Here is a 17,913-nt window from a genome sequence, read left to right as displayed (position 1 = left end):
TATATGAAACGTTTATCCAGATATTGAAAAACGGAAACGCTTGTGAAAGAATCCCGCCCCAGCAGGCCCACCCTGCCTCACCGCAACGACGCACAGGAGACACGCATGAGCGCGAACGCCCCCCACATCGGCCCGGGAGCCGGCGACCCCGACACCCAGGAAACCCGCGAATGGATGGAGGCGTTGACCGCCGTCATCGAACGGGAGGGCCCCGAGCGCGCCCACTTCCTGCTGGAGCAGTTGCTCGAAGAAGCCCGCCAGCACAGCGTGGACATGCCGTTCTCCGCCACCACCGGCTACGTCAACACGATCGAGCCGGCGGAAGAGGCCCACAACCCCGGCAACCTTGAGCTCGAAGGCCGGCTGCGCGCCTACATGCGCTGGAACGCGATGGCCATGGTGGTCAAGGCCAACCGCCTGAACCCGGCCGATGGCGGCGACCTGGGTGGCCACATCAGCTCCTTCCAGTCGCTGGCCCACATGTTTGCGGTCGGCTTCAACCATTTCTGGCACGCCGACAACACCGACGCCGGCGGCACCCACGGCGGCGATCTGCTCTATATCCAGGGTCACAGCGCGCCCGGCATCTACGCGCGCGCCTTCATGGAGGGGCGCCTGAGCGAGGAGCAGCTGCTGAACTTCCGCCAGGAAGTGGACGGCAAAGGCCTGTCGAGCTACCCGCACCCCAAGCTGATGCCGGAGTTCTGGCAGTTCCCCACGGTGTCGATGGGCCTGGGTCCGATCATGGCGATCTACCAGGCGCGCTTCCTGAAGTACCTGCATGCCCGCGGCATCGCGGACACGAGCCAGCGCAAGGTGTGGGTGTTCTGTGGCGACGGCGAGATGGACGAGCCCGAGAGCCTGGGCGCCATCGGCATGGCTGCGCGCGAGAAGCTCGACAACCTCGTGTTCGTCGTGAACTGCAACCTGCAGCGCCTGGACGGCCCGGTGCGTGGCAACGGCAAGATCATCCAGGAGCTCGAGGGCGAGTTCCGCGGCTCGGGCTGGAACGTCATCAAGCTGCTGTGGGGGCGCGACTGGGACGCGCTGCTGGCGCGCGACAAGGACGGCGCGCTGCGCAAGATCATGATGGACACGCTCGACGGCGATTACCAGGCCATGAAGGCGAACGATGGCGCCTTCGTCCGCAAGAACTTCTTCGGCCGCGATCCGCGCACGCTGGAGCTGGTGTCCAAGATGAGCGATGACGACATCTGGGCGCTGCGCCGCGGCGGCCACGATGCGCAGAAGGTGTATGCCGCGTTCCACCGCGCCTATCACCACGCCGGCCAGCCGACCGTGCTGCTGGTCAAGACCGTCAAGGGCTACGGCATGGGCAAGGCCGGCGAGGGCAAGAACACCGCGCACCAGACCAAGAAGCTGTCGGACGAGGACATCCGCTACATGCGTGACCGCTTCAATGTGCCGATTCCCGACAGCGAGCTGCCCAAGATCCCGTTCTACAAGCCGGCCGACGACACGCCGGAGATGAAGTACCTGCACGACCGCCGCAAGGCCCTGGGCGGCTACCTGCCCAAGCGCCGCCCGAAGAGCTCGGAGAGCTTCACCGTGCCGGCGCTGGAGAACTTCAAGGCGGTGCTGGAGCCCACCGCCGAAGGGCGCGAGATCAGCACCACGCAGGCCTACGTGCGCTTTCTGACGCAGCTGCTGCGCGACCAGGCGCTGGGCCCGCGCGTCGTGCCGATCCTGGTGGACGAGGCGCGCACCTTCGGCATGGAAGGCCTGTTCCGCCAGATTGGCATCTACAACCCCGAGGGGCAGAAGTACACGCCGGTCGACAAGGACCAGGTGATGTACTACCGCGAGGACAAGGCCGGCCAGATCCTGCAGGAGGGCATCAACGAAGCCGGCGGCATGGCCAGCTGGATCGCCGCGGCGACGTCGTACTCGACGAACAACCGCATCATGGTGCCGTTCTACATCTACTACTCGATGTTCGGCTTCCAGCGCATCGGCGACCTGGCCTGGGCGGCCGGCGACATGCAGGCGCGCGGCTTCCTCCTCGGCGGCACCAGCGGCCGCACCACGCTCAACGGCGAAGGCCTGCAGCACGAGGACGGCCACAGCCACATCCTGGCCGGCACCATCCCCAACTGCATCAGCTACGACCCGACCTTTGCGCACGAGGTCGGCGTCATCCTGCACCACGGTCTCAAGCGCATGGTGGAGAAGCAGGACAACGTCTTCTTCTACCTCACGCTGCTCAACGAGAACTACGCCATGCCCGGGCTCGTGCCGGGCACCGAGGAGCAGATCATCAAGGGCATGTACCTGCTCAAGGAAGGCGCCAAAAAGACGCCGCGCGTGAACCTGCTGGGCAGCGGCACCATCCTGCGCGAGAGCCTGTTCGCCCAGGAACTGCTGGAGCAGGATTGGGGCGTGGCGGCGAATGTGTGGAGCTGCCCGAGCTTCAACGAACTGGCCCGCGACGGCCAGGACGCCGAGCGCTGGAACCTGCTGCATCCCACCGAGGCGCCGCGCGTGCCGTTCGTGACGCAGCAACTCGCGCCGCACGGCGGTCCGGTGATCGCGTCGACCGACTACATGAAGAACTACGCGGAGCAGATCCGGGCCTTCATCCCCAAGGGCCGCACCTACAAGGTGCTGGGCACCGACGGTTTCGGCCGCAGCGACTTCCGCAGCAAGCTGCGCGAGCACTTCGAGATCAACCGGCATTACATCGTCGTGGCCGCGCTCAAGGCGCTGGCCGATGAGGGCAGCGTGCCCGCGACGGCGGTGGCCGAGGCGATCGCCCGCTACGGCATCAAGGCCGACAAGATCAACCCGCTGCACGCCTGAGCGCCGCGCGAACGGAGACATTCGACATGGCAAGCATTGAAGTGAAGGTCCCCGACATCGGGGATTTCGACGAGGTGGCGGTGATCGAGCTGCTGGTGAAACCCGGCGATTCGGTCAAGGCCGAGCAGAGCCTGATCACGGTGGAAAGCGACAAGGCCTCGATGGAGATTCCCTCGTCCCACGCCGGCGTGGTGAAGGAACTCAAGGTCCAGCTCGGCGACAAGGTCAAGCAGGGTTCGGTCGTGGTGGTGCTGGAGGCCGACGGCGTCGCCGCGGCCGTCGCGCCAGCTCCGGCACCCAGCGCTGCACCCACCCCGGCGCCCGTTGCCGCACCGGCCCCGGCCCCCACGCCGGCGGTGGCGCCTGCCGCCAGCGGCCCGGTCGAGGTGCGCGTGCCCGACATCGGCGATTTCAAGGACGTCGCCGTCATCGAGGTGTTCGTCAAGCCGGGCGATACGGTCAAGATCGAGCAGTCGCTCATCACCGTGGAGAGCGACAAGGCCTCGATGGAGATTCCCTCGTCGGCCGCGGGCGTGATCCGCGAGCTCAAGGTCAAGGTCGGCGACAAGGTCAACATCGGCGACCTGCTGGCCGTCCTGGAAGGCAGCGCCGCCGCAACGCCGGCTGCCGCACCTGCAACCGCCGCACCTGCACCCGCCCCAGCAGCAACCGCCCCAGCCGCGGCCGCTGCCGCCCCGGTGGCTGCCACCTCGAGCGCACCGGCCCCGGCCGCACACAACCCCACCGCAGCCCCCCTCGGCCTGCCGCACGCCTCGCCTTCGGTGCGCAAGTTCGCGCGTGAACTCGGCGTGCCGCTGGCGGAAGTGAAAGGCAGCGGGCCCAAAGGCCGCATCACGCTGGACGACGTGCAGGGCTTCACCAAGGCCGTCATGGCCGGCGCGGTTCAGACACAGGCGCAGGCCGCCAAAGCGCCGGCTGTGGGCGCTGGCGGCGGTGTGGGGCTGGACCTGCTCCCGTGGCCGAAGGTGGACTTCGCCAAGTTCGGTCCGATCGAACGCAAGGAGCTCAGCCGCATCAAGAAGATCAGCGGCGCCAACCTCACGCGCAACGCCATCGTCATCCCGGCCGTCACCAACCACGACGACGCCGACATCACCGAGCTGGAAGCGTTCCGCGTACAGCTCAACAAAGAGAACGAGAAGTCCGGCGTCAAGGTCACGATGCTGGCTTTCCTGATCAAGGCCTGCGTGGCGGCGCTCAAGAAGTTCCCTGAGTTCAACAGCTCGCTCGATGGCGATGCGCTGGTGCTCAAGCAGTACTGGCACATCGGCTTCGCGGCGGACACGCCCAATGGCCTGGTGGTGCCGGTGCTCAAGGACGCCGACAAGAAGGGGATCCTGCAGATCAGCCAGGAAATGGGCGAACTCGCCAAGAAGGCCCGCGACGGCAAGCTCACCCCGGCCGAGATGAGCGGCGCGACCTTCACCATCTCCAGCCTGGGCGGCATTGGCGGGCGCTACTTCACGCCCATCATCAACGCGCCCGAGGTGGCCATCCTGGGGGTGTGCAAGAGCCAGATGGAACCGGTGTGGGACGGCAAGGCCTTCCAGCCGCGCCTGATGCTGCCGCTGTCGCTGACGTGGGACCACCGGGTGATCGACGGCGCTGCGGCCGCGCGCTTTAACGCGTACCTGGGCCAGGTGCTGAGCGACTTCCGTCGCGTGCTGCTGTAAGGGGAACACGATGCCCATGATCGACATCCAGGTTCCCGACATCGGTGACTTCAAGGACGTGGCCGTCATCGAGCTGCTCGTCAAGCCCGGCGACACCGTCAAGGCCGAGCAGAGCCTGATCACGGTGGAGAGCGACAAAGCTTCCATGGAGATCCCCTCGTCGCATGCTGGCGTGGTGAAAGAGCTCAAGGTCAAGGTGGGCGACACGGTCAACCAGGGCTCGGTGGTGCTGGTGCTGGAGGCCGCCGTGGCTGCCGGGGCGCCGGCCTCGGCGCCGGCGCCTGCGACCACCCCCGCCTCCGCACCCGCGCCGGTGGCGGCGCCGCCGGTGCGCGCTGCCACGCCGGCGGCGGCCGCTTACGCGGGCGCGGCCGACATCGACTGCGACCTCCTCGTCCTCGGCGGCGGTCCGGGCGGCTATTCAGCGGCCTTCCGCGCGGCCGACCTCGGCCTGAAGGTCGTGCTGGTCGAGCGCTACCCCACGCTGGGTGGCGTGTGCCTCAACGTGGGCTGCATCCCGTCCAAGGCCTTGCTGCACGTGGCTGCGGTGATGGACGAGGTCAGCCACATGGCCGACCTCGGCATCGACTACGGGCGTCCGGCGCTCAACATCGACAAGCTGCGCGGCCACAAGGAAAAGGTCATCGGCAAACTCACCGGCGGCCTGGCCGCGATGGCCAAGATGCGCAAGGTCACGGTGGTGCGGGGCTACGGCAGCTTCGTCGGCCCCAACCACCTGGGCGTGGAACTCACCCAGGGCAGCGGCCAGGAGAAAACCGGCGGCCAGCAGGTGGTGGCGTTCAAGAAGGCGATCATTGCCGCCGGCTCGCAGGCCGTGCGCCTGCCGTTCATGCCCGAAGACCCGCGCGTGGTGGACAGCACCGGCGCGCTCGGTCTGGCCAGCGTGCCCCAGCGCATGCTGATTCTGGGCGGCGGCATCATCGGCCTGGAGATGGGGACGGTCTACAGCACGCTGGGTGCCCGCCTCGACGTGGTGGAAATGATGGATGGCCTGATGCAGGGCGCCGACCGGGATCTGGTGAAGGTCTGGCAGAAGATGAACGCCCACCGGTTCGACAACATCCTGCTCAAGACCAAGACCGTGGCGGCCAAGGCCACGGCGGCGGGCATCGAGGTGACCTTCGAGGGCGAGAACGCGCCGCCGCCGCAGACCTACGACCTCGTGCTGCAGGCGGTGGGCCGCAGCCCGAACGGCAAGAAGATCGGCGCTTCGGCCGCCGGCGTGGCCGTGACCGAGCGCGGCTTCATCGAGGTCGATATCCAGATGCGCACCAACGTGCCCCACATCTTCGCCATCGGCGACGTCGTGGGCCAGCCGATGCTGGCGCACAAGGCGGTGCACGAAGGTCACGTGGCGGCCGAAGTGATCGCCGGCGAATTGCTCGGTAAGCCCGATCTGGCGGCTGCGGCGTTCAACGCGCGTGTGATCCCCAGTGTGGCTTACACCGACCCCGAGGTGGCCTGGGTCGGCCTCACCGAGGACCAGGCCAAGGCGCAGGGCATCAAGGTGAAGAAGGGGCTGTTCCCCTGGAGCGCCTCCGGCCGCGCGATCGCCAACGGACGCGACGAGGGCTTCACCAAGCTGCTTTTCGACGACTCGCCCGAGGCCCACGGCCACGGCAAGATCCTGGGCGGCGGCATGGTCGGCACGCACGCGGGCGACATGATTGGTGAGGTGGCGCTGGCCATCGAGATGGGCGCCGATGCGGTGGACATCGGCAAGACCATCCACCCGCACCCCACGCTGGGCGAGAGCATCGGCATGGCCGCCGAGGTGGCCCACGGCAGCTGCACCGACGTGCCGCCCGCGCGCCGCTGAGCACCGCCCGCTCGGCCCGAAGCCCGGTGCATGCAATGCCCGGGCTTTTTTCATGGCCCGGGCGGTGATGCCCATCCGATCCTCACTGGAATGTGTAGCCTGAAAGTATCATTCACGGGTTCCGGGGGGGTGCATGAAGAACGTCGACATGAAGCAGCTCGCGCTGCTGTGCGAGCTGCTGGACCAGCAGAGCCTGACCGAAGCGGCCGCGCGGCTGCACATCACGCCGTCGGCGGCCAGCCAGTCGCTCTCGCGGCTGCGCCAGTTGCTCAGCGATGACCTGGTCGTGCGCGAGCAGAACACCTACCAGCTCACGCCCTACGGCGAAGCCTCGCTCCACGCCTTTCGCCAGATCGTGGATCTGTGGCGTGGGGTGAGCAGCGGCGGCACCGGTTTTGACCCGGCGGTTTGCGAGGAGCAGGTGTCGTTGTCGTGCTACGACGGTTTCGGCGTCACGGGGCTGGCGACGTTCTACCGCCGTGTGCACGAGCTGGCGCCGCGCCTCAAGCTGGACATCCACTCGCCGACCAACGGGCCCCAGGACGTCGCCGACCTGCGCAGCGGCGCGGTCGACATCGTGTGCAGTCACCACGAAGCGCCCGCCGACGCGACCGACCTGCACATGGAGACGGTCAAGCGCTTCCAGGTGTCGCGGTGCTGCCTGTCGGTGGATCACCCGCGCATCGGGGCGTCGCTCAGTCTGGACGAGTACGTGGCCGAAGAGCACCTGCTGATCACGTTCCTGCGCCGCCCGGGCGCGCAGCGCAGCCCGATCGATCAGGCGCTGCAGGCACTCGGTCGATCGCCGCGGCGGACCAGCGTGGTCAGCTCATGGCAGCTGTGCGCCGAAATGGTCGCCCGAACCGACCGGCTGGTCACCACCAGCGAGGAGCAGGCGGCGTTGCTGCAGCGGGCTTCATCGCGGATTCGGTGCCTGCCCTTGCCCGAGGGTTTGCCGTGGCCGGAGGTGCCGGTCAACCTGCTGTGGCACCAGCGGACCCACCACAGCCGACCGCACCGGTGGCTGCGCCTGCAGTTGCGCGATTACCTGCACCCCGGTGCCTCGGTGGATTGAACGCTGTGGGCGGCTTGCCAGCAGGCATCGAGGTGCCTCAGGCGCCGAACGGCCTCGGCTTCGCTGAGGTGGCGGCACATCAGGTCGAAGCAGTCGAACCGGAGCCGCTGCAGGCTCGACAGCGAGGGTTCGCTGAGCAGCCGCAGGTAGACCCGCAGGTCCCGCGAGCCCATGCGCGGGCTGGCGACGGCCAGCGCATCCTGGATGAGTGCACGCGCGGCCGCCAGGCGCTCCTCGCCCCGCCGCGGGTGTGCCGGCGTGGCGGGGGTGGCGCCCGACCAGCGACGCAGCCAGCGTTGAAACGCGGAATGGCTGACCACCGCTGGGTCGGTGGTGGCGTGGCGGGTGGAGCGGGGTGCGTCGAGGTTGATGGCCAGGGCAAGCGAGTTCGGGTGGTTGGTGTGGCCACTGTAGGAACCGCTGCCGCCGGCGTCCATTTCGAACTTGGCAAGCCCGCTTTAGCGCCGCTGAACCGTCGCGGCGGCGTGGCCGTGTCGGCCGAAGCCGGTCGTCATCGCGGTCGGGATAAGCGGTCGGTAACCGGCCGGGGGAGGGGTATGGGCGGGGGCGGCGCAGGACGATGCGCCGGTCGTGACCGCCCGCAGACGGTGCCCGTCGGGCCCTCGGGTGGCGTCGGTCGGAGGAGTGTCGCCATGTCCACCTCGCGCCCAGATCATGGGTCTCTTGATGCTTCCGGCGGCGTCCCGCCGACGGTGGCCGCCTCGCCCACCGCCGCGGCGGCGAGGGTGGACCTCCACTACCGGCGTGCGGTGCCCGCGGAGGCGCCCGCCGTGGCGGCCCTGGTGAACTCGGCGTACCGCGGGGCCTTGGCCCGGCTGGGTTGGACCACCGAGGCCGATCTGCTCGACGGTCAGCGAACGGACGCCGAGGAGGTGGGTGGGTTGATCGCGCGCGAGGGAGTGTGTTTTCTGCTCGCGGAGGACGAATGGGGCGTGGTGGGCTCGGTGTTACTGCAGCGGGGCCACGCAGGCGAGGCACAGCTGGGGATGTTCGTGGTGCGGCCGGGGTGGCAGGGTCTGGGCATCGGCAAGCGCCTGATGGAGGCCGCCGAGCGCCTGGTCCGCGAGGTCTGGGGGTGCGACCGCCTGTCGCTCACGGTGATCTCGCGCCGGCAGGAGCTGATCGCCTTCTATGAACGCCGCGGGTACCGGTCGACTGGCGAACTGGTGCCGTTTCCGGCGTCGCCGCGGGGCGGTGTGCCGCGCGTGGCCGACTTGGCGCTGCTGCGCATGGAGAAGCGCTGGCCGTCCTGAGGGCTGTCAGGGTGCCGGGCGGGGCTCGGTCGCGGCGGGCTCGCTGGGCGCGAGCACACGACGGGCGCCGTTGAATCGGGTGTTCCAGTAGGCGATGCGCATGTCTTCGACCCGCACTTCGCCCCCCGCTCGCGGCGAGTGGATGAACTTGCCATCGCCCACATAGATGCCCACGTGGCTGAAGGCGCGGCGCATGGTGTTGAAGAACACCAGGTCACCGGGCTTGAGTTCGCTGCGGTCGATCTTCTGCGTGGCGGCGGCCTGCTCCTCCGAGCGGCGCGGCAAGACCTTGCCGAGCGACTGCTCGAACACGGCCCGCACGAAGCCGCTGCAGTCGAAGCCGGTCTCAAGGCTGTTGCCGCCGTATTTGTAGGGCACACCCAGGAAGGCCATGGCATTGATGACCAGGCCGGAGGCCTGCTCGCTCAGGCTGTCGCGCGCGGCGCGGGCCTGGTCGCCGAGCCGGGTCATGAGGCCTTTTTCGGCGAGCAGCGCGTCCATGCTGTCGTAGCCCGGTTCGGCGGGCGCGGCCGTGGTCAGCCCCGCCGACAGCGCCAATGCCGCGGCCACGAAGGCAGCGCGCCAGGGTGTCTGGGGTGACCGGCGGATGGACATGGGTGCGCAGGGTATCGGTGGCGCGGGGCTGCGTCAAGCCGAAAAGGGCGAGCAAGGCGCTGCAAGCGCTTGATTTCGTTCAGGAATCGCCCGCCGGCTTCGCAGGGCTGCTGGCCGGCAGGTCCACCATGACCGGCTGGCCGGGCGCGGTGCAGCCGCGGTCGCAGCAGCGGCCGGGTTGGCGCTGGCGCGTGATGGGCCGGTCGGCGGCCTGACCGGCACGGGTGGCCGGATCGTCCACCAGTCCGCGGTCGAGCAGGCGCTCGACCAGCGCCACCTTGTCGCCCACCGGGTAGTGGCGCCAGATCTCCTGTTTCATGGCCGCCGGCGAGCCGCCGCCGTGCAGGCTGATCACGCTGTACCAACCGCCCTGGTAGCCGGCCGTCAGGTCTTCGATGAAGCGCGCGACCTGGATGCGCTGTTCGTAGGGCACCTCCGGGCTGGCCCGCAGCACGTCCGCCAGCCGCGCGGCGGTCTCGGGGTTGTGGTCCTCGTCCGGGCCGGGCAGGGTGACGATGAGACCGCCGCTGACGGTGTGTGCCAGGCGGTGCATGTCGTAGATCTTGGTCGCCAGCAACAGCTTGCCGATGTTGGCGAACACCGGGTCGGGCATGAACACGTCGGCATGGGGATCGCGGCGGCCATACACGCTGGCGGCCACGCCACACGCGTAAAAGCCCTCGGTGATTGTGATCAGCTCGACCATCTGTTCGCGCAGGTGGCTCTCCGCGCCGGGGTCGAAGCCGTTGGCTTCGCACATGAGGGCGCCGGCGCCGATGAGCAGATCACCAAAGCCCGCGCGCGCGGCGATGCAGGTCTGGCGGTGGTGGGTGGCGTAGCTGTAGGTCAGGTGCCCGGAGTGCTCCCACTCGCCCGCCAGGAACACCCGGTCCCAGGGCACGAACACGCGGTCGAACAGACACACGCCGGTGCTCTGGCCGTAGCGGCGGGAGAAGAGGGCGTCGCCGTGTTCGAGCTTGTCGCCCGGGCGCCCGGCGGGGCGCGCCACGATGGTCAGGCCCGGCGCGTCGATCGGCACCGCGCAGCAGACGGCAAAGTCCGCGTCCTCGGCGCCCATGTTGCGGCAGGGCATGACCAGCAGTTCGTGCATGTAGGGCGCGCCGGTGACGATGGCCTTGGCGCCGCTGATCACGATGCCGCGCGCGTTGCGCTCCACGATATGGACGTAGCTGTCGGGGTTGGCCTGCTGGTGCGGTCGCCGGCTGCGGTCGCCCTTGGCGTCGGTCATGGCCACGCCCAGCGTCAGGTCCTCGTCCTGCACGCGGTGCAGGTAGGCCAGGAATCGCTCGCGGTGTTCTCGTGAGCCGCCGGCGTCGTCGAGCCGGGCGGCCAGCTGGGCGATCGCCTGCAGCGCGTCGTGGGTGAGGTAGCGCTGCGCGCAGCCGGTCTCCTGACACAGCCGGCGCACGGCTTCCAGCTTGTTCAGCAGGTCGCCGGCGGAGGCGCCGAGGTGGACCATCCGGTTCACGGTGCGCCCGGAGCTCGCCTGCACCGCGGTCATCAGCGGCGCCAGCGACGGGTCGTGCGCCGCGTCGTAGGTGAACGCCACCGCATTCACCCCGGGCCGCAGCGCCGGCTCGTCCACCACGCTGTCCACCCGCCGGCCGTCCACAAACACCACGGGGCGACAGGCGCGCAGCGATTCCCGGTACTCGGCGCCGGTCATCAGCCGGCCAGGACGTTCAATGGTTTGGGCGTTGTTCATGAGAATTTCGTTGATCGATTAACTAGGCCAAGTGTTGATTTTTCAGCGGCCCGCATAGAAATTGAACATTGTTCAAAAAATCAACGACATGTCAAATCACTGATCGATGTCAAAATTACTGATCGTTCGTTGATCCATTGATCGCATGACCGTTGCCCTGCAAGACCTGATTCCGCTGCCCAGCGAGGCCGAGCGCCTGGCGGCGCAACGGCAGCTCGCCTTGCGCCAGCAGCGGCAGCTGGAGCTGTCGGACACACGCCGCGCCCGCGTGCTGGACGCGGCCCGGCGCGTGTTCGCCGAGCGCGGGCTGGACGGTGCCAGCGTGCGGGAGATTGCGCGCGAGGCGGGGTACACCGCGGGCGCGCTGTACAGCTACTTCGACAGCAAGGAGGCGATCTACGCGGCCTTGCTGGCCGAATCGCTCGACCGCCTGAACGCCGCGGTGCAGGGCGTGCGGGTGGCCCGGGCCCAGCCGGCCCGCGCGCTGGCTGCCCGGGCGCTGGCGTGGTTTGGCTTTTACGCCCAAAACCCGCGCGACCTGGACCTGGGCTTCTACCTCGTCAAAGGTCTGGCGCCCCGCGGTTTGAGCCCGGCGCTGGACCGCGCACTCAATGAGCGGCTGCTGGCCGCGCTGCGGCCCTGCGAGGAGGCCCTGGAGGCGCTCGGCCTGCCCGCCGACGCCGCGGTGCGCGAAAACGCCGCGCTGTTCGCTCACGGCATGGGCTTGCTGCTGCTGCAACACACCGGCCGCATCCGCTTGTTCGGACAGTCGGCCGAGGCGCTGTTCCAGCAGTACGTGGATCGGCTGGTCGAGCGCTTCGACCCGGCCACCGCCGCCCTGGCGCGGCCCCAGCGAGACCTGTTCGGCGGCTGAGCGGGGCGCGGAGCGCGCCGCGGGCTGCGAGAATCGGGCGTTTTCACGATCGCCCGACCATGCTGCTCGACGCCGACGACTCCCAACTGGTGCTGGTGGATTACCAGGCCCGCCTCATGCCCGCCATCGCCGACGGCCCCGCCGTGCTGGCCAACGCCCAGCGCCTGGCGGAAATGGCGCGGGCGTTGCGGGTGCCGGTCTGGGGCACGGAGCAAAACCCCGACAAACTCGGCCCCAACCCGCCTGAGTTGCGCGCGCTCTGCCAGCGCACGCTGTCTAAGATGCACTTCAGCGCCGTGGCCGACGGCCTGGCCGACTGGCTGCGACCGCCGGCCCGCCCGGCCGGCGGCAACGCCCGCAGCCTGCCCAAACACCTCCAGAAACCGGCCAGCGCTGCGCCGGAACGCACCACGATCGTGGTCGCCGGTTGCGAGGCCCATGTCTGCCTGCTGCAGACCGCGCTGGAGCTGATTGAGCAGGAGTTCGACGTCTGGGTGGTGACCGACGCCTGCGGCTCGCGCACCGAGCGCAACCGCGACGCGGCGTTCGACCGCCTCGCGGGCGCCGGCGCCGAACTGGTCACGACCGAGATGGTGGCGTTCGAGTGGTTGCGCACCGCCGACCACCCGTCCTTCAAGGCCGTGCAGGCCCTGATCAAGTGACCTCGGCGGTCGATCGCCCCACGCGCGGGTCGCGGGGGCGATGGCCGTGGGGGTGTGGTGTCGGTGCGGCCGCGAAGGGGCTGGTTTGCGGCCGGGCGCGCGGGCGTTTCCAGAACCTCGTGGGGGTATTCGTCAGCGGGCTGCAAGCGAGGTTCCAATAATTATGAATTCAGTTTGAGGCGCGCCCGGGCCGGGTGCGTGCCGTTCCCCCACAACCACCCGCAGGAGACACCATGGCCCCGTCCGGACAGCCCGCCGCGAACTTCGCTGATTTCCACCGCCGCTCGCTCGACGACCGGGACGCCTTCTGGGCCGATCAGGCCCGCCTGATCGACTGGCACAAGCCCTTCGACCGCGTCTGCAACGCCGACAACCCGCCGTTCTTCCGCTGGTTCGAGGGGGGCGAAACCAACCTGTGCCACAACGCGGTGGACCGCCACCTCGCCGACCGCGCTGACCAGCCCGCGCTCATCTTCGTATCGACCGAGACCGACGCCGAGCGCGTGTACAGCTTTCGCGAACTGCATGCCGAGGTGCAGCGCATGGCCGCGGTGTTGCTGGCGCAGGGCGTGGGCCGCGGCGACCGGGTGCTGATCTACATGCCGATGATCCCGGAGGCGGCATTTGCCATGCTCGCCTGCGCCCGCATCGGCGCGATCCACTCGGTGGTGTTCGGCGGCTTTGCCAGCCACTCGCTGGCCACCCGCATCGAAGACGCCTCGCCGGTGGCCATCGTTAGCGCCGACGCTGGTTCGCGCGGCGGCAAGGTGGTGGAGTACAAGCCCCTGCTGGACGAGGCGATCCGGCTGTCCAGCCACAAGCCGGCGTCGGTGGTGCTGGTCAACCGAGGCCTGGCGCCGATGGCCATGACCGCCGGCCGCGACCACGACTACGCCGCTCTGCGCGCCCAGCACATGGATGCGGTCGTGCCGTGCACCTGGCTGGCGTCCACCGACATCAGCTACACCATCTACACCAGTGGCACCACCGGCAAGCCGAAGGGGGTGCAGCGCGACGTGGGCGGTTACGCGGTGGCGCTGGCGGCGAGCATGAAACACATCTTCATGGGCGAGCCGGGCGAGACCTACTTCTCCACCAGCGACATCGGCTGGGTGGTGGGCCACAGCTACATCGTCTACGGCCCGCTGATCGCGGGCATGGCCACCATCATGTACGAGGGCCTGCCGATCCGTCCCGACGGCGGCATCTGGTGGAGCCTGGTCGAGAAGTACAAAGTCACCGTGATGTTCAGTGCGCCGACGGCGGTGCGGGTGCTGAAAAAGCAGGACCCGGCGTTCCTCAAGAAGTACGACCTCTCCAGCCTCAAGGCGCTGTTTCTCGCCGGTGAGCCGCTGGACGAGCCCACCGCGCGCTGGATCGCCGATGGCCTGGGCGTGCCGATCATCGACAACTACTGGCAGACCGAGTCGGGCTGGCCGATTCTCACGATCGCCAACGGCGTGGAGAAGAAAGCCAGCAAGTTCGGCAGCCCCGGCGTGCCGATGTATGGCTACAACGTGAAGCTGCTGCACGAATCCACCGGCGAGGAACTCACCGGTGCGGACGAAAAGGGCGTGGTCGTGATCGAGGGGCCCACGCCGCCGGGCTTCATGCAGACCGTCTGGAAAGACGACGCCCGCTTCGTCAACACCTACTGGAAGAGCGTGCCGGGCAAGATGGTGTATTCCACCTTTGACTGGGGCATCCGCGACGCCGACGGCTACTACTACATCCTTGGCCGCACCGACGACGTGATCAACGTCGCCGGCCACCGCCTGGGCACGCGCGAGATCGAGGAAAGCATCGCCAGCCACCCGAACGTGGCGGAAGTGGCGGTGGTGGGGGTCGCGGACAACCTCAAAGGCCAGGTCGCCATGGCCTTCGTCGTCGCCAAAGACGCCTCGGCGCTGGGCGATCCGCAGGCGCAGCTGCGCCTGGAGGGCGAGATCATGAAGCTGGTGGACGCCCAGTTGGGCGCGGTGGCCCGGCCGGCGCGGGTGCGTTTCGTCGGTCTGTTGCCCAAGACGCGCAGCGGCAAGCTGCTGCGCCGGGCGATCCAGGCCGTGTGCGAAGGCCGCGATCCGGGCGATCTCACGACCATGGACGACCCCTCCGCACTGCAGCAAATCCGCGATCTGCTGTCTGCATGATCGTCCGCGGGGCGGCGGCTGGGCTTCAGTCCGCCGCCCTTCGGTCGATACGAGGGTCGCGCGCGGCGCCGCAAGCTGGCACAATGCGCCCCGCCAACAGTCCTTCCCAGTCACTGTCGCGTCCGCCAACCGGTTCAGCCGTGTCGCGGAAGGTTTTTTCAACCAGCTAATGCTCCCTGCAGGGGGGCGGAGGTCAGCGGATTCATGAGCGATACCCCAGCCAAGGGGGGCAACGTCTACGTTGCCTACCAGAACAACTCGTATCTCTTCGGCGGCAACGCGCCGTACGTGGAAGAGATGTACGAGAACTACCTCGCCAACCCCACCAGCGTGCCCGACAACTGGCGCGGCTACTTCGACGCGCTGCAGCACGTGCCCGCGGTTGACGGGTCGGATGCCCGCGACGTGCCGCACCTGCCGGTGGTCAATGCCTTCGCCGAACGCGCCAAGCAGGGCGGCACCAAGGTCGTCATCGCCGCCGGCGCCGACTCCGACCTGGGCCGCAAGCGCGTTGCCGTGCAGCAGCTCATCGCCGCTTACCGCAACGTCGGCGCCCGCTGGGCCGACCTCGACCCCCTCAAGCGCACCGAGCGCCCCGTGATCCCCGAGCTGGAGCCGTCGTTCTACGGCTTCACCGACGCCGATCACGAAACGGTGTTCAACACGAGCAACACCTTCTTCGGCCGCGAGACCATGTCGCTGCGCGACCTGCTCAACGCGCTGCGGGAAACCTACTGCGGCTCGATCGGTGCCGAATACAACTACATCACCGACCAGAACCAGAAGCGCTGGTGGCAGGAGCGGCTGGAGTCCACCCGCGCGAAGCCGAACTACAACGCCGACAAGAAGAAACACATCCTCGACCGCCTGACCGCGGCCGAGGGTCTGGAGCGCTTCCTGCACACCAAGTACGTGGGCCAGAAGCGCTTCTCGCTGGAAGGTGGCGAGAGCTTCATCGCCGCCATGGACGAACTGATCCAGCAGGCCGGCCAGGCCGGTATCCAGGAAATCGTGATCGGCATGGCCCACCGCGGCCGCCTGAACGTGTTGGTGAATACGCTGGGCAAGATGCCCAAGGACCTGTTCGCCGAGTTCGAGCACACCGCGCCCGAGGACCTGCCGGCCGGTGACGTGAAGTACCACCAGGGCTTCAGCTCCGACGTGTCCACCCCCGGCGGCCCGGTCCACCTGTCGCTGGCTTTCAACCCCTCCCACCTGGAAATCGTCAACCCGGTGGTCGAGGGCTCGGTGCGCGCCCGCATGGACCGCCGTGGCGACCGCGAAGGCAAGCAGGTGCTGCCGGTGCTGGTGCACGGCGACGCTGCGTTCGCCGGCCAGGGTGTGGTGATGGAAACGCTGGCGCTGGCCGAGACCCGGGGTTATTCCACCGGCGGGACGGTGCACCTCGTCATCAACAACCAGATCGGCTTCACCACCTCCGACCCGCGCGACAGCCGCTCCACGCTGTACTGCTCCGACGTCGTGAAGATGATCGAGTCGCCGGTGCTGCACGTCAACGGCGACGACCCCGAAGCCGTGGTGTTTGCCACCCAGCTCGCACTGGAGTTCCGACTGGCTTTCCAGAAGGACGTGGTTGTTGACATCGTGTGCTTCCGCAAGCTGGGCCACAACGAGCAGGACACGCCGTCGCTCACCCAGCCGCTGATGTACAAAAAGATCGCGGCCCACCCCGGCACCCGCAAGCTCTACGCCGACAAGCTCGCCGCGCAGGGCCTGGGTGCCACGCTGGGCGACGACATGGTCAAGGCCTACCGGGCCGCGCTGGATGAAGGCCGTCACACGGTCGATCCGGTGCTGACCAACTTCAAGAGCAAGTACGCCGTCGACTGGAGCCCCTTCCTGGGCAAGAAGTGGACCGACAGCGCCGACACCGCCATCCCGCTCACCGAGTGGAAGCGCCTGTCCGAGCGCATCACCACCATCCCGGACAGCATCACCCCGCACCAGCTGGTCAAGAAGGTGTATGCCGACCGCGCGGCGATGGGCCGCGGCGAGATCCCGGTGGACTGGGGCATGGGTGAGCACATGGCGTTTGCCTCGCTGGTCGCCAGCGGCTTCCCGGTGCGCCTGTCGGGCGAGGACTGTGGCCGTGGCACCTTCACGCACCGCCACGCCGTCATCCACGACCAGAACCGCGAAAAGTTCGACGAAGGGACTTACCTGCCGCTGCAGAACGTGGCCGACAACCAGGCCCCGTTCGTGGTGATCGACTCCATCCTGTCGGAGGAGGCGGTGCTGGGCTTCGAGTACGGCTACGCGTCAAACGACCCCAACACGCTGGTGATCTGGGAAGCGCAGTTCGGCGATTTCGCCAACGGCGCTCAGGTGGTGATCGACCAGTTCATCGCCTCCGGCGAGGTGAAGTGGGGCCGGGTCAACGGCATCACCCTGATGCTGCCGCACGGCTACGAAGGTCAGGGTCCCGAGCACAGCTCGGCCCGCCTGGAACGCTTCATGCAGCTCGCCGCCGACGCCAACATGCAGATCGTGCAGCCGACCACGGCCAGCCAGATCTTCCACGTCCTGCGTCGCCAGATGGTCCGTCCGCTGCGCAAGCCCCTGGTGCTGTTCACGCCCAAGAGCCTGCTGCGCAACAAGGACGCGACCTCGCCGCTGTCCGAGTTCACCAAGGGCGGTTTCCAGACCGTGATCCCGGAGCAGAACGCCGACGTCGTGAAGAAGGCCGAGAAGGTCAAGCGCATCATTGCCTGCTCGGGCAAGGTGTATTACGACCTCGTGAAGAAGCGCGAGGAAAAAGGCCAGGACGACGTGGCCATCATCCGCGTTGAGCAGCTCTACCCGTTCCCGCACAAGGCCTTCGCGGCCGAGATCAAGCGGTTCCCGAACGCGGTGGACATCGTGTGGTGCCAGGACGAGCCGCAGAACCAGGGTGCCTGGTTCTTCGTGCAGCACTACATCCACGAAAACATGCTCGACGGCCAGAAGCTCGGTTACGCCGGTCGCGCGGCCTCCGCCTCGCCGGCGGTGGGCTATGCGCACCTGCACCAGGAGCAGCAGAAGCAGCTCATCGAAGCCGCGTTTGCCAAGCTCAAGGGCTTCATCCTGACGAAATGACCCGCGGCCGGTGACGGCGGTGGCGCGCGACCCGGGACCGGATCCCGGTCACCCGCGCGGCCGCATCGCACCGGCGCCTGCGCCCCG

12 protein-coding genes are annotated in these 17,913 nt (G+C 68.2%); 9 read left to right on the top strand and 3 right to left on the bottom strand.

Annotated features, from left to right (window positions below; all coding sequences use genetic code 11):
* The first annotated feature begins 105 nt into the window (after positions 1-105).
* From aceE to AC2D80_RS07430, 4 genes are all read left to right on the top strand, one after another.
* On the top strand, positions 106-2,820 hold the full coding sequence (aceE, locus tag AC2D80_RS07445; RefSeq protein WP_484632338.1) for a pyruvate dehydrogenase (acetyl-transferring), homodimeric type: 2,715 nt from the start codon (positions 106-108) through the stop codon (positions 2,818-2,820).
* Positions 2,821-2,846: 26 nt separating this feature from the next.
* A complete protein-coding gene (gene aceF / locus AC2D80_RS07440) occupies positions 2,847-4,514 on the top strand; it encodes a dihydrolipoyllysine-residue acetyltransferase (protein WP_484632337.1) in 1,668 nt (555 codons plus the stop codon).
* Between the two features lie 10 nt (positions 4,515-4,524).
* On the top strand, positions 4,525-6,354 hold the full coding sequence (lpdA, locus tag AC2D80_RS07435) for a dihydrolipoyl dehydrogenase (protein ID WP_484632336.1): 1,830 nt from the start codon (positions 4,525-4,527) through the stop codon (positions 6,352-6,354).
* Between the two features lie 133 nt (positions 6,355-6,487).
* Positions 6,488-7,429 carry a LysR family transcriptional regulator gene (locus tag AC2D80_RS07430; protein ID WP_484632335.1) on the top strand — a complete coding sequence of 314 codons (942 nt, stop codon included), beginning with the start codon at positions 6,488-6,490 and terminating at the stop codon, positions 7,427-7,429.
* Here the strand turns inward: AC2D80_RS07430 and AC2D80_RS07425 are convergent.
* Complete coding sequence (locus tag AC2D80_RS07425; RefSeq protein WP_484632334.1) at positions 7,399-7,866, bottom strand: hypothetical protein; 468 nt, start codon at positions 7,864-7,866, stop codon at positions 7,399-7,401. The two genes, AC2D80_RS07430 and AC2D80_RS07425, sit on opposite strands and share 31 nt — an antisense overlap.
* A gap of 216 nt (positions 7,867-8,082) precedes the next feature.
* Here AC2D80_RS07425 and AC2D80_RS07420 point away from each other — a divergent pair, with 216 nt between their 5' ends.
* Positions 8,083-8,703 carry a GNAT family N-acetyltransferase gene (locus AC2D80_RS07420; protein WP_484632333.1) on the top strand — a complete coding sequence of 207 codons (621 nt, stop codon included), beginning with the start codon at positions 8,083-8,085 and terminating at the stop codon, positions 8,701-8,703.
* Positions 8,704-8,709: 6 nt separating this feature from the next.
* Here the strand turns inward: AC2D80_RS07420 and AC2D80_RS07415 are convergent, their stop codons facing one another.
* The gene (locus tag AC2D80_RS07415; protein WP_484632332.1) at positions 8,710-9,318 is read right to left on the bottom strand and encodes a C40 family peptidase; all 609 of its coding nucleotides are present in this window, start codon (positions 9,316-9,318) and stop codon (positions 8,710-8,712) included.
* 79 nt (positions 9,319-9,397) lie between these two features.
* On the bottom strand, positions 9,398-11,044 hold the full coding sequence (locus AC2D80_RS07410; RefSeq protein ID WP_484632331.1) for a 4-hydroxyphenylacetate 3-hydroxylase family protein: 1,647 nt from the start codon (positions 11,042-11,044) through the stop codon (positions 9,398-9,400).
* Positions 11,045-11,189: 145 nt separating this feature from the next.
* Here AC2D80_RS07410 and AC2D80_RS07405 point away from each other — a divergent pair, with 145 nt between their 5' ends.
* The 4 genes from AC2D80_RS07405 (at position 11,190) to AC2D80_RS07390 (ending at position 17,826) form a co-directional block, all read left to right on the top strand.
* A complete protein-coding gene (locus tag AC2D80_RS07405) occupies positions 11,190-11,918 on the top strand; it encodes a TetR/AcrR family transcriptional regulator (RefSeq protein WP_484632330.1) in 729 nt (242 codons plus the stop codon).
* Between the two features lie 59 nt (positions 11,919-11,977).
* Entirely contained in the window at positions 11,978-12,580 is a 603-nt protein-coding gene (locus tag AC2D80_RS07400) for an isochorismatase family protein (RefSeq protein ID WP_484632329.1), read from the top strand.
* A gap of 233 nt (positions 12,581-12,813) precedes the next feature.
* Entirely contained in the window at positions 12,814-14,730 is a 1,917-nt protein-coding gene (locus tag AC2D80_RS07395; protein ID WP_484632328.1) for a propionate--CoA ligase, read from the top strand.
* A 204-nt stretch (positions 14,731-14,934) separates the two neighbouring features.
* Positions 14,935-17,826 carry a 2-oxoglutarate dehydrogenase E1 component gene (locus AC2D80_RS07390; protein WP_484632327.1) on the top strand — a complete coding sequence of 964 codons (2,892 nt, stop codon included), beginning with the start codon at positions 14,935-14,937 and terminating at the stop codon, positions 17,824-17,826.
* The last annotated feature ends 87 nt before the right edge of the window (positions 17,827-17,913 follow it).

Source organism: Hydrogenophaga sp. T66 (genome assembly GCF_057219855.1).
Note: the sequence above shows the minus strand (reverse complement) of the source record. Positions and strands in the feature narration are given on the sequence as shown.

Bases quoted from the DNA above. Each gene is read 5' to 3' on its own strand.
- aceE (WP_484632338.1), top strand. From the start codon at position 106: ATGAGCGCGAACGCCCCCCACATCGGCCCGGGAGCCGGCGACCCCGAC.
- aceF (WP_484632337.1), top strand. From the start codon at position 2,847: ATGGCAAGCATTGAAGTGAAGGTCCCCGACATCGGGGATTTCGACGAG.
- lpdA (WP_484632336.1), top strand. From the start codon at position 4,525: ATGCCCATGATCGACATCCAGGTTCCCGACATCGGTGACTTCAAGGAC.
- AC2D80_RS07430 (WP_484632335.1), top strand. From the start codon at position 6,488: ATGAAGAACGTCGACATGAAGCAGCTCGCGCTGCTGTGCGAGCTGCTG.
- AC2D80_RS07425 (WP_484632334.1), bottom strand. From the start codon at position 7,866: ATGGACGCCGGCGGCAGCGGTTCCTACAGTGGCCACACCAACCACCCG.
- AC2D80_RS07420 (WP_484632333.1), top strand. From the start codon at position 8,083: ATGTCCACCTCGCGCCCAGATCATGGGTCTCTTGATGCTTCCGGCGGC.
- AC2D80_RS07415 (WP_484632332.1), bottom strand. From the start codon at position 9,318: ATGTCCATCCGCCGGTCACCCCAGACACCCTGGCGCGCTGCCTTCGTG.
- AC2D80_RS07410 (WP_484632331.1), bottom strand. From the start codon at position 11,044: ATGAACAACGCCCAAACCATTGAACGTCCTGGCCGGCTGATGACCGGC.
- AC2D80_RS07405 (WP_484632330.1), top strand. From the start codon at position 11,190: ATGACCGTTGCCCTGCAAGACCTGATTCCGCTGCCCAGCGAGGCCGAG.
- AC2D80_RS07400 (WP_484632329.1), top strand. From the start codon at position 11,978: ATGCTGCTCGACGCCGACGACTCCCAACTGGTGCTGGTGGATTACCAG.
- AC2D80_RS07395 (WP_484632328.1), top strand. From the start codon at position 12,814: ATGGCCCCGTCCGGACAGCCCGCCGCGAACTTCGCTGATTTCCACCGC.
- AC2D80_RS07390 (WP_484632327.1), top strand. From the start codon at position 14,935: ATGAGCGATACCCCAGCCAAGGGGGGCAACGTCTACGTTGCCTACCAG.